The following is a 13,814-nucleotide window of genomic DNA, read 5'->3' on the forward strand; positions in this document are numbered from 1 at the left end:
CGCTCAAGCCCTCTCCCGCCGGGAGAGGGTTAGCGTGCTTGGGTCAGCTTGATCTCGAACAGGCTGGGCCAGTTCTTGCCGGTGACGAACAGGCGGCGGTTTGCTGCGTCCCAGGCGATGCCGTTCAGGACGTCGTCGCGGGGGTCTTTCACCGCGCCCGCGGGCAGCAGGCCGGTCAGGTCGATGATCCCGACCACATGGCCCGAGGCCGGGTCGATACGGACGATGTAGTGGGTCTGCCAGACATTGGCCCAGACCTCGCCGTCGATCCATTCCAGTTCGTTCAGCTGACGAACGGGACGGCCGTTCAGGCTGACGGCGACGCGGCCGGTCTCGGCGAAGGTGGCGGGATCGAAGAAACGCAGATTGGGCGAGCCGTCCGACAGGATCAGCCGCGATCCGTCGTGGGTCAGGCCCCAGCCCTCGCCGGCATAGGTAAAGCGCGAGACGGGGCTCAGGTCGGCGGCGTTCCAGACGAAGCCGACGCCGTTGTTCCAGGTCAGGGTGACGAGGCGGCCGCCGATCTCGGTCAGGCCTTCGCCGAAATATTCGGGGTCGAGTTCGCGCTTCTGCAGCACGACGCCGTCTTCCAGCCGCACGCGGCGAACGCTGGAGGGGTTGCGGCCAGTGCTCTCGATCAGCACGCCGTCGCGAATGACCAGGCCCTGGGTGAAGGCGGTCGGGTCGTGGGGGAAGGTCCGCACCACCTCATAGCCATAGACGGGCGTGACGGGCGCGGGAGAAGAGGCGGCCGGCCCCGGCGATTGCGCGACGGCCGACGCAGGAAGCGCCAGCAGAAGCATCGCCAGGACCGGCCAGAGACGCACGATCAGACGCCGGGCTCGGCGGTTTCGGCCTTGTTCAGGGCTGCCTGGACGGCTTCCTTGGCCTGGTCCTTTTTGATCTGCGCATTGCGCGACCACATGTTCAGGCCCTCGACCAGGGCCGAGAAGGCCATGGCGGCGTAGATATAGCCCTTGGGCACGTGGACGCCGAAGCCGTCGGCGATCAGGACGGCGCCGATCATCAGCAGGAAGCCGAGGGCTAGCATGACCACGGTCGGGTTCTTGTCGATGAAGTTGGCCAGCGGGTCCGAGGCCAGCAGCATGACCAGGACGGCCACGACCACGGCGACCATCATGATCGGCACGTGATCGGTCATGCCGACGGCGGTCAGGATGGAGTCGACCGAGAAGACCAGGTCCAGCAGGATGATCTGGACGATGGCCGAACCGACGTTGTTGATGACGACGTCCTTCTTGTCCTTTTCCAGCATGTCGTTCGACGGGGTGGTGTCGACGGCGTGGTGGATTTCCTTGGTGGCTTTCCACACCAGGAACAGACCGCCGGCGATCAGGATCAGGTCGCGCCAGCTGAAGGCGGTGTCGAAGGTCTCGCCGTGGAAGCCCAGGTCGAAGACCGGCGCGGTCAGGCCGACGATCCAGCCGATGGCGGCCAGCAGGGCCAGGCGCATGATCAGGGCCAGGCCGATGCCGATGCGGCGCGTGCGCTGACGATGCTCGGGCGGCAGCTTGTTTGACAGGATCGAGATGAAGATCAGGTTGTCGATGCCAAGGACGACTTCCATGACCACCAGGGTCACGAGGGCCGCCCAGGCGGCCGGATCGCTCAGCAGGGGAGTTATGCTTTCAAGCATCGGGGTTCCAGAATGTGATGATAGCTCTAAGCGGTAACGGGACCGTGAGGTTGCATCAAGCGTTCGGTCGCGGCCTTGTCGTCGCACCTGGGACTCTTCGGCGCTGAAAACAGCGCGGGTGCGACCTTATCGTTCCGTTCCCGTCGGTTGCGAGCGGGGACCTTGCATGCTATCAGCCGCGCGGCTTTAGCGAAGGATGCATCGAAAGATGTGTCCCAAGTGTGCTTTCCATAAGCAAATCAAGCCCTTGTCTGGCGCGGGCGACCGCAGCCGGACTCGACCCAAACGCTTCAAATCGCGGACCTTTATTACGTGGCGGACGATTTCAGAACGACGGAAGTCGGCGAACGGTATGCTCAGGCGCTGTTCGACCTCTCGCAAGAGACGGGGGCGCTCGACGCCGTGCGCGGCGATCTCGCCTCGCTGAAGGCCGCCTGGCTGGACAGTGCGGACCTGCGCCGCCTGGCCCAATCGCCGGTCATTTCGGCCGAGGATCAGGTCAAGGGTCTGTCGGCCATCGCCGACAAGGCGAAGTTCAACGCCACGACCAGGAAGTTCCTCGGTCTGCTGGCCCAGAACGGTCGCGCTCGCGACCTGCCGGGCGTGATCGCCGGCTTCCAGGCCCTGTACGCCAAGGCGACGGGCGTTGTCGCGGCCGAGGTCGTCTCGGCCCTGCCGCTGTCGGCGGCCCAGACCAAGAGCATTCAGTCGGCCCTGCGCGCGTCGCTGGGCCGCGATCCTGAACTGACCGCCCGCGTCGATCCGTCGATCCTGGGCGGGCTGAAGGTCAAGGTGGGCTCGAAGCTGTTCGACGCCTCGCTGAAGACCAAGCTCGACCAGATGAAGTTCGCGCTGAAACGCGCTTAAGCCCCGAATTCCAAGTTCAAGCCGGGCCAGCGGGCCCGCACCGAAGACGAAAGCCAGAGAGCCCACCATGGACATCCGCGCCGCCGAAATCTCGGCCATCCTCAAGTCGCAGATCGCCAACTTCGGCGTTGAAGCCGACGTTTCCGACGTCGGCCAAGTGCTGTCGGTCGGCGACGGCATCGCCCGCATCCACGGTCTGGACAACGTCCAGGCCGGCGAAATGGTCGAATTCCCCAAGGCCGGCGTGAAGGGCATGGCCCTGAACCTCGAGCGCGACAACGTCGGCACCGTGATCTTCGGCGCGGACGCCGCCATCGCCGAGGGCGATGAAGTCCGCCGCCTGGGCGAAATCGTGGACGTGCCGGTCGGCAAGGGCCTGCTGGGCCGCGTCGTCAACCCGCTGGGCGAGCCGATCGACGGCAAGGGCCCGATCCAGTTCACCGAGCGTCGCCGCGTCGACGTCAAGGCTCCGGGCATCATCCCGCGCAAGTCGGTTCACGAGCCGATGCAGACCGGCCAGAAGGCGATCGACACCCTGATCCCCGTCGGCCGCGGCCAGCGCGAGCTGATCATTGGCGACCGTCAGGTCGGCAAGACCGCCATCGCCATCGACACCATCCTGAACCAGAAGAACGTCAACAAGTCGGAAGACGAGTCGGCGAAGCTGTACTGCATCTACGTCGCCATCGGCCAGAAGCGCTCGACGGTGGCCCAGATCGTGAAGACGCTCGAGGAGTCGGGCGCTCTGGAATACACCATCGTCGTCGCCGCCACGGCTTCGGAACCGGCCCCGCTGCAGTTCCTGGCGCCGTTCGCCGGCACCGCCATGGGCGAGTTCTTCCGCGACAACGGCATGCACGCCCTGATCGTCTATGACGACCTGTCGAAGCAGGCCGTGGCCTATCGCCAGATGTCGCTGCTGCTGCGCCGTCCGCCCGGCCGTGAAGCCTACCCGGGCGACGTCTTCTACCTGCACAGCCGCCTGCTGGAGCGTTCGGCCAAGCTTAACGAAGACAATGGTTCGGGCTCCATGACGGCTCTGCCGATCATCGAAACCCAGGCCAACGACGTTTCGGCCTACATCCCGACCAACGTGATCTCGATCACCGACGGCCAGATCTTCCTGGAATCGGACCTCTTCTACCAGGGCATCCGTCCGGCCGTGAACGTCGGCATCTCGGTGTCGCGCGTCGGCTCCTCGGCCCAGATCAAGGCCATGAAGCAGGTCGCCGGTTCGATTAAGGGCGAGTTGGCCCAGTATCGTGAAATGGCCGCCTTCGCGAAGTTCGGCTCGGACCTGGACGTCTCGACCCAGAAGCTGCTGGCGCGCGGCGCCCGCCTGACCGAGCTGCTGAAGCAGCCGCAGTACTCGCCGCTGGCCGTCGAGGAGCAGGTCGTGTCGATCTACGCCGGCACGCGCGGTTACCTGGATAATGTGGCTGTGGCTGACATCGGCCGCTTCGAGAGCGAGCTGCTGGCCCGCGTTCACTCGAACCACGCTTCGCTGCTGGAAGGCATCCGCACCAAGAAGGCCCTGACGCCGGAACTGGAAGCCGAGCTCAAGGACGTCCTGGCCGCCTTCGCCAAGACCTTCGCCTAAGATCTGACCAGAGAGCGAGAGTAGCGCCGGATGGCCAGCCTTAAGGAAATGCGCAATCGGATCGGAAGCGTCAAGGCGACGCAGAAGATCACGAAAGCCATGCAGATGGTCGCCGCGGCCAAGCTGAAGCGCGCCCAGGAGCAGGCCGAGAACGCCCGCCCCTATGCGACGCGGATGGCCTCGGTCATCGCCAACCTGGCCGCCGGCGTCTCGGGCGACGGCGCGCCGAAACTGCTGGCCGGCACGGGCGCCGATCAGCGTCACCTGATCGTGGTCGCCACGGCGGACAAGGGTCTGGCGGGGGGCTTCTCGTCCAACGTCGTCCGCGCCGCTCGCGACCGGATCAACAGCCTGATCGCCCAGGGCAAGGACGTCCGCGTCATCGCCGTCGGCAAGAAGTCGCGTGATCCCCTGACGCGCCTGTTCGGCGACAAGGTGGTCAAGTCCTTCGAGCTGAGCGAGCACAAGGTGCTGGGCCTGCCGGCTGCACAGCCGATCGCCGAACTGATCGCCGAGAGCTTCGAGGATGGTCAGGCCGACGTGGTCACCCTCTTCTACAGCCAGTTCAAGTCGGTGATCTCGCAGGTGCCGACCGCCAGTCAGCTGATCCCGGCCGTCGTCGAAGGCGACGCCCAACCGATCGACCTGAACGGCGCGGTCTATGAGTATGAGCCCTCGGAAGAGGAAATCCTCGAGACCCTGCTGCCGCGCAACCTGACGACGCAGATCCTGGCCGCTCTCTACGAGAACCAGGCCGGCTTCTTCGGCGCGCAGATGGCCGCGATGGACAACGCCACGCGCAATGCGGGCGACCTCATCAACAGCCTGACCCTGCAGTACAACCGTAAACGCCAGGCCCAGATCACCACCGAGCTGATCGAGATCATCGCCGGCGCTGAAGCGCTCTGATCCCGACCGACACGACATTCCGAACCGGACGCACCCCATGACCGACGCCACCGCCACCAAGAAACCCGCCGCCAAGAAGCCGGCTGCTCCCAAGAAGGCCGCCGCTCCGAAGGCCGCCGCCGCCGTCGCCGGCTCGGGCCGTATCGCCCAGGTCATCGGCGCCGTCGTCGACGTTGAGTTCGACGGCGCCCTGCCGGCCATCCTGAGCGCTCTGGAGACGCAGAACGTCGACCAGAAGACGGGCGAGCCCTTCACCCTGGTTCTGGAAGTCGCCCAGCACCTCGGCGAGAACATGGTCCGCGCCATCTCGATGGACACGACCGAAGGTCTGACGCGCGGCCAGCCCGTCGTCGACACCGGCAAGTCGATCATGGCCCCGGTCGGCCCGGGCACCCTCGGCCGCATCATGAACGTCGTCGGCCAGCCGATCGATGAAGCCGGTCCGATCAAGACCACCGAATACCGTCCGATCCACAAGGAAGCCCCGACCTTCGACGAACAGTCGACCTCGGCGGAAATCCTGGTCACGGGCATCAAGGTCATCGACCTGATCTGCCCCTACACCAAGGGCGGCAAGACCGGCCTGTTCGGCGGCGCCGGCGTGGGCAAGACCGTGACCATGCAGGAACTGATCAACAACATCGCCAAGGCTTACGGCGGTTACTCGGTTCTGGCCGGCGTGGGCGAGCGCACCCGCGAAGGCAACGACCTGTATCACGAGATGATCGAGTCCAACGTGAACGTGGACCCGGCCAAGAACAACGGCTCGACCGAAGGCTCCAAGTGCGCCCTGGTCTACGGCCAGATGAACGAGCCGCCCGGCGCCCGCGCCCGCGTCGCCCTGACCGGCCTGTCGATCGCAGAATACTTCCGCGACGAAGAAGGCAAGGACGTGCTGCTGTTCGTCGACAACATCTTCCGCTTCACGCAAGCCGGTTCGGAAGTGTCGGCTCTGCTGGGCCGCATCCCCTCGGCCGTGGGCTATCAGCCGACGCTGGCCACTGAGATGGGCAACCTGCAAGAGCGCATCACCTCGACCAAGAAGGGCTCGATCACCTCGGTCCAGGCCATCTACGTTCCCGCTGACGACCTGACCGACCCGGCGCCCGCCGCCTCGTTCGCTCACTTGGACGCGACGACCGTTCTGAACCGCGACATCGCCGCCCAGGCCATCTTCCCGGCCGTGGACCCGCTGGACTCGACCTCGCGCATCATGGACCCGCTGGTCATCGGTGAAGAGCACTACACCGTCGCCCGCCGCGTTCAGGAAATCCTGCAGCAGTACAAGGCGCTGAAGGACATCATCGCCATCCTGGGCATGGACGAGCTGTCGGAAGACGACAAGCTGGTCGTGTCGCGCGCCCGCAAGATCCAGCGCTTCCTGTCGCAACCCTTCTTCGTGGCCGAGCAGTTCACCAACTCGCCGGGCAAGTTCGTCGAGCTGAAGGACACCATCCGCTCGTTCAAGGCCATCTGCGACGGCGAATACGACCACCTGCCGGAAGCCGCCTTCTACATGGTCGGCGCCATCGAGGAAGTCGTCGAGAAGGCCGCCAAGATGGCCTCGGAAGCCTAAGTCATGGCCGGTAAGCTGAACTTCTCCCTCGTCGCCCCGGAACGCGAAATCTTCGCCGGTTCGGTCGATCAGGTCGATGCACCGGGCGTCGAGGGCGACTTCGGCGTCCTGCCTGGCCACGCCCCCTTCATGACCACCCTGCGCGAAGGCGTGGTGACCATCTATGACGGCGCTGTGCGCCGTCGGTTCGAGGTCAAGGGCGGCTTCGCCGACATCAACGCCCAGGGTCTCAGCATCCTGGCCGAAGAGGCCTCGGAGATCGTCGAGGGCTAAGCCTTCTGCGACGCGAACAAGATCAGGGCCCCTCGCTTCGGCGGGGGGCCTTTTTCTTTGGGGCCGAGCGCGTCAGCTCTTCGGCAGGTCCTCGAAGGCGGCCACCACCTGCTGATAGACATCGCGCTTGAACGGCACGATCAGGTCCGGCGCCTCCTCCAGGGCGCCCCAGCGCCAGGCGTCGAACTCCGGCTCGCCGTGGGCCGCAAGATCGAACTCGCTGTCCTCGCCGGTGAAGCGGAAGGCGAACCAGACCTGCCTCTGGCCCTTGAAGCCCTGCCAGGATTTCGGTCCGCGCATGTCTTTGGGAAAGTCGTAGACCAGCCAGCCGCCGGTGCGGCCCAGCAGCTCGACCGAGCGGACCCCGGTCTCTTCGCGCAGTTCGCGCAGAGCGGCCGCTTCCAGGTTCTCGCCCTCATCGACGCCGCCTTGCGGGAACTGCCAGTTCCACGGTTCGGGGGTGTTCGCCCGGCGGCCCAGCCAGACCTGTCCGGCGGTGTTGAACAGCACCACCCCGACGTTGGGACGATAGGCGGAAAGATCGATCTGGCTCATCCGTTCCGATTACGCCGCGCCGCGACGACCCGCCAGCCGTAACCGGGCCTTAAGCGACGGCAGGGCAGGGTAGGGCATGGATCGTCGCGCATTGATCGGCCTCGCGGCCCTGAGCACCGCCCTCGTGGCGGAGGCCGCCGAAGCCTCCGGCAAGAGCGAGGGCGGGGGCGCGCCCGCCAACGCCTACATCCCCCTGCCCACGGCCACGGCCACCATCCTGCGTCGCGACGGGCGTCGGGGGGTGATGACGGTCGAGGTCGGGGTCGATGTCGCGGACACAGCCCTGCGCGCTCGCGCCGACCAGTCCCGACCGCGCCTCAGCGCCGCCTTCAACGAGGTGGTGCGGCTGGCCGGCGAACGGATGCTGCCCGGCACCCCGCCGGACGTGGAATGGCTGAGCCGCGCCCTGCAGGCCGCGACCGATCGGGTGCTGGGCCGGGCGGGCGCCAAGCTGCTGCTCGGGACGGTGATGGTGGTTTAGCGCCCCCACCTTTCATCATCCCCGGTCGCGCCGCTGCGCGGCTTGCCGAAGGATGAAGGGAGGAGAGGGGCGTTTCGAGAGTGACGCGGAGGCGGCCTCAGTCCTGCGTCGGGCTGGGGCGGCTGGCGTCGCCATAGGTCATGGCCAGGAAGACGTCTTCCAGATCCGGGTCCTCGGTGGCGATGTCCTTGATGGTCACGCCCGCGGCGCGCACCGCCGCCAGCACCTGTTCGACGCTGGATTCGCCCGTCCGGTAGGTGACGACGAAGGCCCCGTTGGCGCGCGGCGCGACGGTGAAGCCGTTGAGGGCGGGCAGGCTTTCGGGCGGGGTGTCAGGCGTGACCACCACGTTGCGGGTGTCCAGACGCTTCAACAGGGTCTGCGTCGGCTCGCAGGCCACGACCTCTCCCCGGTTGATGATGGCGATGGTGTCGCACAGCTCCTGGGCTTCTTCCAGGTAGTGGGTGGTCAGGATGACGGTGACGCCTTCCTCGTTGATCTTGCGCACATAGTCCCACAGCTGACGGCGCAACTCGACGTCCACGCCCGCGGTCGGCTCGTCCAGGATCAGGACCGGCGGATTGTGCACCAGGGCCTTGGCCACCATCAGGCGGCGCTTCATGCCGCCGGACAGGGCGCGGACATAGGCGTTGGCCTTGTCCGACAGGCCCAGCGCCGCCAGCAGCTCGTCCGAGCGGCGCTCGTCGGCGGGCACGCCGTAGAAGCCGGCCTGGACCTCCAGCGCCTCGCGCGGGGTGAAGAAGACGTCGGCGACGATCTCCTGCGGCACGACGCCGAGCGCGGCGCGGGCGTCGCGGGCCTCATGGTCGATGTCGCGGTCCCAGATGCGGACCACGCCCTCGGACTTGTTGACCACCCCGGCGATGATGTTGATCAGGGTCGACTTGCCGGCGCCATTGGGGCCCAGCAGGCCGAACATCGAGCCGCGCGGCACCGTCAGGTCGACCCCGCGCAGGGCGGTCTTGGCCGGCGACTTCTTGTTGCCCGCATAGGTCTTCTTCAGGCCCCGCACCTCGATGGCGTTGACGGGCAGGGCAGGGGTGTCGGTCATGCGGGCGTTCACTCGGAGGGCGGAAGCGTGCGGCATAGGTAGGGGGCGCAGGGCCGTTCGCCAAGGCGCTGTCGCGCGGCGACGAGACAAGGTTTCGCGTCTTTATGTAAATGTCGCTTGACGCTCGCTTCTGTTATGTCTAGGTTCCTTGTCATAAAGACAACTTGCCTTGATGGAGAGACGCACATGACCGCCCTGCAAGCCTCGACCAAGAAGCCCCTGACCAAGACCCGCCTGATCGGTTTCGCCGCCATGGGCGTCTGCGCCGTCGGCTATACCGGCATGGGTCTGGCCCTGCTGGCGGGCAGGCTGGACTATCTGGACATGACCCATGCGGCCCTGCTGGCCGCCGTCGCCGCCCTGATCGGCGAGATCGGCCTGTGGGTCGGCGCCGGTTGCCTGGGTCTGACCCTGTTCAAGAAGCGCAAGGCCATGCTGGACAAGCTGTTCCGCCGCGCGCCCAAGCCTGCCGCGCCCGCCGCCGAGGTTTGACCTGAAGGTCCGGTCCTTCTAGGAACGGCGCGAGCCTTCCAGACCGGACCGGACCCATGCCTCCCCGCCATATCGACGCTGTCATCCCCGCCCCCGAAGAGATCATCGTGCCGACGAAGCGCGTCGCCTGCGACGGCGGCGGCGTCCTGGGCCACCCCCTGGTCTATCTGGAGATGGGCGAGGAGAGCTTCATCGAGTGCGGCTACTGCGACCGCCGCTTCGTCCTTTCGGACCATCCGCATCCCGAGAGCGAATACCTCGACCCGGCGGCGCGCCCGCCCGAGGCCCACTGAGGCATGCGCTATCTGCACACCATGGTCCGCGTGAGGGACCTGGAGGCGTCGCTGCACTTCTATCGTGACCTGCTGGGCCTGGTGCAGACGCGCCGGATGGACAGCGAGGCCGGGCGCTTCAGCCTGATCTATCTGGCTGCGCCGCAAGACACCGCGCGCGCCGAGACGGAGAAGTCGCCCGAGGTCGAGCTGACCTTCAACTGGGACCTTGAGGACTATCAGGGCGGCCGCAACTTCGGCCACCTGGCTTTCGAGGTCGAGGACATCTACGCCGCCTGCCAGCGTCTGATGGACGGCGGGGTCGTGATCAACCGTCCGCCGCGCGACGGCCACATGGCCTTCATCCGCTCGCCCGACGGCATCTCGGTCGAGTTGTTGCAAGGCGGCGAACGCCTGGCCCCGGCCGAGCCCTGGGCTTCCATGCCCAACGTCGGGGTCTGGTGATTTGACGTCTGCGCGCCTGATCGTCCTGCTGGCCGCCACCGCCATTCTGGGGGCTTGCGCCTCGGTGACCGAGACCAATCCCGCGCGGACGGCCACCGACATGCTGCTGGTCAACCGCGCCGCCGACCGCGCGGTCGAGGGCCTGACCCTGCCGATCCCCCAGGGCGCGCGCGTCTTCATCGATGAGACCTATTTCCAGGCCGAGAACGCCCGCTATGCGCTGAGCGCCATCCGCGCCGCCCTGTCGGATGCCGGCTACGCCATCAGCCGTGACCGCGACAGCGCCGACGCCATCTTCGAGGTTCGCGCCGGCGCCCTGTCGCTGGAGCAGATGCGCCGGGTCTTTGGCATCCCCGACATGCGGGTGCCGATCAACGAGACCCTGAACGTCGTCTCCATTCCCGAGCTGTCGATCTATTCCAACCGTGACCGCATGGGCGTGGCCGAGTTTTCCGGCTTCCTCTACGACGGCCGCACCGGCCTGCCGCTGGGCGCGGTCGCGCCGATGATCGGCCAGTACAAGATCCGCAGCCACAAGGCCTTCATGGTCGTGACCTGGGGCCAGCAGCTGGCCCAGCCGGGCGAGCGCGATCCGGGTTCGAGCTGGAAAGAGTTCTGAGGCTTTCGTCCGCCTGCTGACGCGAGACAGAGCCGTCGCGGCGTGTTAGGGCGCGGGTGAGCATAAGTCCGCCCTCTCGTCGCCGCCGCCAAAGAGCCGCCCTTGTCCTTCTTCCATGCCGGTCCCGCGCCGAAAGGTCTCGGCCCTCGCCCCGGCGCCCTGCGCGACGGCCTGGGTCTGCAGGCGGGGATGAAGGTCGGCCTGTTCGGCGGCTCCTTCAATCCGGCCCACGACGGCCACGCCCATGTGGCCGAGACGGCCATGCGGCGTCTGGATCTGGATCGGGTGGTCTGGCTGGTCTCGCCGCAAAACCCGCTGAAGTCCAACCACGAGACCGCGCCTCTGTCCGAGCGCATGGCTTCCGCGCGTGGCGTGGCGAAGACCGTCGGCCCGGCCATGATCGTCTCGGATTTCGAAACCCGGTCCGGGGTGCAATGGACCATCGACACCCTGCGGCTGCTCAAGGCCCGTTATCCCGGCGTGCAGTTCGTCTGGCTGATGGGATCGGACAATCTGGCCAGCTTCCACCGCTGGCGAGGCTGGACCGACATCATGCATCTGATGCCGGTGGCTGTGATCGCGCGCCCCGGCAGCCAGCTGGACAGTCGCACGGCCCCGGCCGCCTCTCGTTATGCGCGTTTCCGTATCCCGGCGCCGCGCGCGGGTCTGCTGCCCAGCCTGCAGGCGCCGGCCTGGACCTATTTGACCGCGCCGCTGAATCCGCGCTCCTCGACGGCGATGCGGGCGACCGCCGGGCGGCATCCCGCCGAAGGGTGACCTTTCCGACGGGACGTGCTAGGCTGGCCCTTTAGTAATCTCCCCTGGAGCCCTCCGCTGACCCCCTCGCCCGCGCACGATGCGCAAGACGCCGCCGTTTCCAACGCGGCCCATGAAATGGACCCGATGGATTCCGTCCATTCCGAAGACGGTCAGGCCGAAGGCCCCAGTTTCGGCGATCAAGCCCCGCTTCCGGTCGGCCTGACCGATCTGGAACGCGCCATCATCGCCAAGCTCGATGAAGACAAGGCCCAGGACATGGTCCTGATCGACCTTCGCGGCAAAAGCCCGATGTCCGACGCCATGATCGTGGCTTCGGGCCGCTCGCACCGTCACGTCGGCGCCCTGGCCGACCACCTGCTGCGCCTGTTCAAGGACATGGGGCTGGGCAAGGTCAAGGTCGAGGGCCTGCCGCACTGCGACTGGGTGCTGCTGGATGCGGGCGACGTGATCGTCCACCTGTTCCGTCCCGAAGTGCGCACCTTCTACAACATCGAGAAGATCTGGGCGATCGACAGCGCCCACCGCGGCGCCGGCGCCGCCTGATCCCCGGACTGAGCTGACCCCATGAAGCTGGCGATCGCGGCCATCGGCAAGCCGGGCCGCGGTCCCGAGGCCGCCCTGGCCGACGACTACGCCCGGCGTGCGACCCTGGCGGGGCGTCCGCTGGGGCTGGGTCCGCTGGAGCTTCTGGATCTCGAACCCCGCAAGTCCGGCAAGGCCCCCGAGGCCGAGCTGATCCTGGCCGCCGCCGAAGGCGCGCATCTGATCGCCTGCGACGAACGCGGCAAGACCTATTCCTCGCGCGCCTTCGCCGACCATATCGCGACCCTGCGCGATCAGGGCGAGCGGCGTCTGGTCTTCGCCATCGGTGGAGCGGACGGACTGGACGAAAGCGTGCGCCGCGCCGCCCGCTCGACCCTGGCCTTCGGGCCTCAGACCTGGCCGCACGCCCTGGCCCGCGCCATGCTGGCGGAACAACTCTATCGCGCCGTGACCATCCTGTCCGGCTCCCCCTACCACCGCGACTGATGCGCCGGGGGGCGGGGTTTCTTCTCCTGACGTCGGGGCTGGCTTTGATGCTGGCGGGTCCGGCGTCGAGCCAGCGCGCCGCCGCGCCCAACCCTGAATTGACCCGGTTACAGGCCGAGTATCGCGACGAGACCGCTCGGGCCCGGCGTCTGCGCGCCGAGGCCGCCGCCGCCGGGGACGAGGTGGTCGATCTGGATCGTCAGCTGGCCGAGTTGCGCCGGGCCGAGGCGGTGGACGACGTCCAGATGGAATCCCAGCGCGCCCGGCTGAAGGAGCTCGGCGATCGCGAGGCCGCCCTGGTCGCTTCCCTGTCGCGCGAACGGGCGGGGCAGGGGCGTCTGCTGTCCGCCCTGCAGATGATGAGCCGCAAGCCGCCGCCGCCTCTGCTGATCCCGGCGGACAGGGCGGTGGACACGGTGCGGGCCTCCATCCTGATCCGCGCCATGACGCCCGAGCTTCAGGCGCGGGCCAGGACCCTGGTCGACCGTCAGGCCGAGGTCATCCGCATTCGCCGCCTGGCCGCCCTGTCCAGCGAACGCCTGTTCACCGTCGAGAGCGCCCAGGGCGACCGTCGCGCCGAGATCGAGAGCCTGTCGGCGCGGAAGGTCGCCCTGCGCGCCGTCCTGCGGGCCGAGGCCGCGCGCGCCGAACGCGCCACCCGGTCGCTGGAGGCCCGCATCCGCGAGCTGGGCGGCCAGACGCCGGTCGTCGCCGAGGCCGCCGTCGAGGCTCCCGCCGCCCGCTTGCCCGCCGGGCGCAGTCGTCTGACCTCGCCCGTGCAGGGCGCGCCGTCGCAGCGCTTCGGCGGCGGCTCCAGCGGTTGGCGCTGGCGGTCCAGTCACGAAGTCATCGCCGCCCCTGCGCCCGCCCGCGTCGCCTATGCCGGTCCGCTGAAGGAGTGGGGCGAGGTGGTCATTCTGGACCTCGGCCCCGGTTGGCGCGTCGTTGTCGCCGGTCTGGACCAGCTGTCGGTGGACACCGGCCAGCGTGTCGCCGACGGCCAGGCTCTGGGCCGGACGGGCGAGGACGGCGAGGCCTATTTCGAACTGCGCCGCGACGAACGTCCCATCGACCCCGCGCCCTGGCTCCAATAGGGCTCGCATCGCGCGAAAGTCCTTTCAAATCCGCGCCGAGGCTGATTGTATCGACCCATCTGACGTCGGCGTC

Annotated in this window: 18 protein-coding genes; 14 read left to right on the forward strand and 4 right to left on the reverse strand. The window is 67.4% G+C overall.

What is annotated here, in order from left to right; all coding sequences use genetic code 11:
- Positions 1 to 29: 29 nt before the first annotated feature.
- Together IFE19_RS00595 and IFE19_RS00600 are read right to left on the reverse strand one after the other, a co-directional pair.
- Positions 30 to 803 carry a glutaminyl-peptide cyclotransferase gene (locus IFE19_RS00595; RefSeq protein WP_207827306.1) on the reverse strand — a complete coding sequence of 258 codons (774 nt, stop codon included), beginning with the start codon at positions 801 to 803 and terminating at the stop codon, positions 30 to 32.
- A 26-nt stretch (positions 804 to 829) separates the two neighbouring features.
- Positions 830 to 1,657, reverse strand: coding sequence for a TerC family protein (locus tag IFE19_RS00600; protein ID WP_207824767.1), 828 nt, complete (start codon positions 1,655 to 1,657; stop codon positions 830 to 832).
- A 312-nt stretch (positions 1,658 to 1,969) separates the two neighbouring features.
- On the opposite strand from IFE19_RS00600, the gene IFE19_RS00605 reads away from it, so the two are divergent.
- The 5 genes from IFE19_RS00605 (at position 1,970) to IFE19_RS00625 (ending at position 6,882) form a co-directional block, all read left to right on the forward strand.
- Positions 1,970 to 2,524, forward strand: a complete 555-nt coding sequence (locus IFE19_RS00605) for a F0F1 ATP synthase subunit delta (protein WP_207824769.1) — start codon at positions 1,970 to 1,972, stop codon at positions 2,522 to 2,524.
- Between the two features lie 67 nt (positions 2,525 to 2,591).
- Complete coding sequence (gene atpA / locus IFE19_RS00610) at positions 2,592 to 4,124, forward strand: F0F1 ATP synthase subunit alpha (protein WP_207824771.1); 1,533 nt, start codon at positions 2,592 to 2,594, stop codon at positions 4,122 to 4,124.
- A gap of 30 nt (positions 4,125 to 4,154) precedes the next feature.
- The gene (locus IFE19_RS00615; RefSeq protein WP_207824773.1) at positions 4,155 to 5,033 is read left to right on the forward strand and encodes a F0F1 ATP synthase subunit gamma; all 879 of its coding nucleotides are present in this window, start codon (positions 4,155 to 4,157) and stop codon (positions 5,031 to 5,033) included.
- 37 nt (positions 5,034 to 5,070) lie between these two features.
- A complete protein-coding gene (atpD, locus tag IFE19_RS00620) occupies positions 5,071 to 6,609 on the forward strand; it encodes a F0F1 ATP synthase subunit beta (RefSeq protein ID WP_207824775.1) in 1,539 nt (512 codons plus the stop codon).
- Between the two features lie 3 nt (positions 6,610 to 6,612).
- A complete protein-coding gene (locus tag IFE19_RS00625) occupies positions 6,613 to 6,882 on the forward strand; it encodes an ATP synthase F1 subunit epsilon (protein WP_207824776.1) in 270 nt (89 codons plus the stop codon).
- Between the two features lie 72 nt (positions 6,883 to 6,954).
- Here IFE19_RS00625 and IFE19_RS00630 read toward each other — a convergent pair whose 3' ends face one another.
- The gene (locus IFE19_RS00630) at positions 6,955 to 7,437 is read right to left on the reverse strand and encodes an RNA pyrophosphohydrolase (protein WP_207824778.1); all 483 of its coding nucleotides are present in this window, start codon (positions 7,435 to 7,437) and stop codon (positions 6,955 to 6,957) included.
- 76 nt (positions 7,438 to 7,513) lie between these two features.
- Here IFE19_RS00630 and IFE19_RS00635 point away from each other — a divergent pair, with 76 nt between their 5' ends.
- Positions 7,514 to 7,918, forward strand: a complete 405-nt coding sequence (locus tag IFE19_RS00635) for a Tat pathway signal protein (RefSeq protein WP_207824781.1) — start codon at positions 7,514 to 7,516, stop codon at positions 7,916 to 7,918.
- 97 nt (positions 7,919 to 8,015) lie between these two features.
- Here IFE19_RS00635 and IFE19_RS00640 read toward each other — a convergent pair whose 3' ends face one another.
- The gene (locus IFE19_RS00640; protein WP_207824784.1) at positions 8,016 to 8,990 is read right to left on the reverse strand and encodes an ABC transporter ATP-binding protein; all 975 of its coding nucleotides are present in this window, start codon (positions 8,988 to 8,990) and stop codon (positions 8,016 to 8,018) included.
- 186 nt (positions 8,991 to 9,176) lie between these two features.
- Here IFE19_RS00640 and IFE19_RS00645 point away from each other — a divergent pair, with 186 nt between their 5' ends.
- The 8 genes from IFE19_RS00645 to IFE19_RS00680 all read left to right on the forward strand — a co-directional run bounded on the left by IFE19_RS00645 (position 9,177) and on the right by IFE19_RS00680 (position 13,741).
- Entirely contained in the window at positions 9,177 to 9,482 is a 306-nt protein-coding gene (locus tag IFE19_RS00645; protein ID WP_207824786.1) for a hypothetical protein, read from the forward strand.
- A 56-nt stretch (positions 9,483 to 9,538) separates the two neighbouring features.
- A complete protein-coding gene (locus IFE19_RS00650; protein ID WP_207824788.1) occupies positions 9,539 to 9,775 on the forward strand; it encodes a zinc-finger domain-containing protein in 237 nt (78 codons plus the stop codon).
- A 3-nt stretch (positions 9,776 to 9,778) separates the two neighbouring features.
- Positions 9,779 to 10,219 carry a VOC family protein gene (locus IFE19_RS00655; protein WP_207824790.1) on the forward strand — a complete coding sequence of 147 codons (441 nt, stop codon included), beginning with the start codon at positions 9,779 to 9,781 and terminating at the stop codon, positions 10,217 to 10,219.
- Position 10,220: 1 nt separating this feature from the next.
- Complete coding sequence (locus tag IFE19_RS00660; RefSeq protein WP_207824792.1) at positions 10,221 to 10,838, forward strand: DUF6655 family protein; 618 nt, start codon at positions 10,221 to 10,223, stop codon at positions 10,836 to 10,838.
- A gap of 102 nt (positions 10,839 to 10,940) precedes the next feature.
- Positions 10,941 to 11,615 (forward strand): nicotinate-nucleotide adenylyltransferase, encoded by a 675-nt coding sequence (locus IFE19_RS00665; RefSeq protein ID WP_207824794.1) that lies wholly within the window; start codon positions 10,941 to 10,943, stop codon positions 11,613 to 11,615.
- Between the two features lie 117 nt (positions 11,616 to 11,732).
- Positions 11,733 to 12,161, forward strand: coding sequence for a ribosome silencing factor (gene rsfS, locus IFE19_RS00670; protein ID WP_207824801.1), 429 nt, complete (start codon positions 11,733 to 11,735; stop codon positions 12,159 to 12,161).
- Between the two features lie 21 nt (positions 12,162 to 12,182).
- Positions 12,183 to 12,647: a 23S rRNA (pseudouridine(1915)-N(3))-methyltransferase RlmH gene (rlmH, locus tag IFE19_RS00675; protein ID WP_207824803.1), complete on the forward strand. Its 465-nt coding sequence runs from the start codon at positions 12,183 to 12,185 to the stop codon at positions 12,645 to 12,647.
- A gap of 47 nt (positions 12,648 to 12,694) precedes the next feature.
- Complete coding sequence (locus tag IFE19_RS00680; RefSeq protein ID WP_225910336.1) at positions 12,695 to 13,741, forward strand: murein hydrolase activator EnvC family protein; 1,047 nt, start codon at positions 12,695 to 12,697, stop codon at positions 13,739 to 13,741.
- Positions 13,742 to 13,814 lie beyond the last annotated feature (73 nt).

The sequence above is a fragment of the Brevundimonas pondensis genome, assembly GCF_017487345.1.
GTDB classification, from domain to species: Bacteria; Pseudomonadota; Alphaproteobacteria; order Caulobacterales; family Caulobacteraceae; genus Brevundimonas; species Brevundimonas pondensis.

Bases quoted from the DNA above. Each gene is read 5' to 3' on its own strand.
- IFE19_RS00635 (WP_207824781.1), top strand. From the start codon at position 7,514: ATGGATCGTCGCGCATTGATCGGCCTCGCGGCCCTGAGCACCGCCCTC.
- IFE19_RS00680 (WP_225910336.1), top strand. From the start codon at position 12,695: ATGCTGGCGGGTCCGGCGTCGAGCCAGCGCGCCGCCGCGCCCAACCCT.
- IFE19_RS00625 (WP_207824776.1), top strand. From the start codon at position 6,613: ATGGCCGGTAAGCTGAACTTCTCCCTCGTCGCCCCGGAACGCGAAATC.
- IFE19_RS00655 (WP_207824790.1), top strand. From the start codon at position 9,779: ATGCGCTATCTGCACACCATGGTCCGCGTGAGGGACCTGGAGGCGTCG.
- rlmH (WP_207824803.1), top strand. From the start codon at position 12,183: ATGAAGCTGGCGATCGCGGCCATCGGCAAGCCGGGCCGCGGTCCCGAG.
- IFE19_RS00595 (WP_207827306.1), bottom strand. From the start codon at position 803: ATGCTTCTGCTGGCGCTTCCTGCGTCGGCCGTCGCGCAATCGCCGGGG.
- IFE19_RS00630 (WP_207824778.1), bottom strand. From the start codon at position 7,437: ATGAGCCAGATCGATCTTTCCGCCTATCGTCCCAACGTCGGGGTGGTG.
- rsfS (WP_207824801.1), top strand. From the start codon at position 11,733: ATGGACCCGATGGATTCCGTCCATTCCGAAGACGGTCAGGCCGAAGGC.
- IFE19_RS00600 (WP_207824767.1), bottom strand. From the start codon at position 1,657: ATGCTTGAAAGCATAACTCCCCTGCTGAGCGATCCGGCCGCCTGGGCG.
- IFE19_RS00650 (WP_207824788.1), top strand. From the start codon at position 9,539: ATGCCTCCCCGCCATATCGACGCTGTCATCCCCGCCCCCGAAGAGATC.
- atpA (WP_207824771.1), top strand. From the start codon at position 2,592: ATGGACATCCGCGCCGCCGAAATCTCGGCCATCCTCAAGTCGCAGATC.
- IFE19_RS00640 (WP_207824784.1), bottom strand. From the start codon at position 8,990: ATGACCGACACCCCTGCCCTGCCCGTCAACGCCATCGAGGTGCGGGGC.
- atpD (WP_207824775.1), top strand. From the start codon at position 5,071: ATGACCGACGCCACCGCCACCAAGAAACCCGCCGCCAAGAAGCCGGCT.
- IFE19_RS00645 (WP_207824786.1), top strand. From the start codon at position 9,177: ATGACCGCCCTGCAAGCCTCGACCAAGAAGCCCCTGACCAAGACCCGC.
- IFE19_RS00615 (WP_207824773.1), top strand. From the start codon at position 4,155: ATGGCCAGCCTTAAGGAAATGCGCAATCGGATCGGAAGCGTCAAGGCG.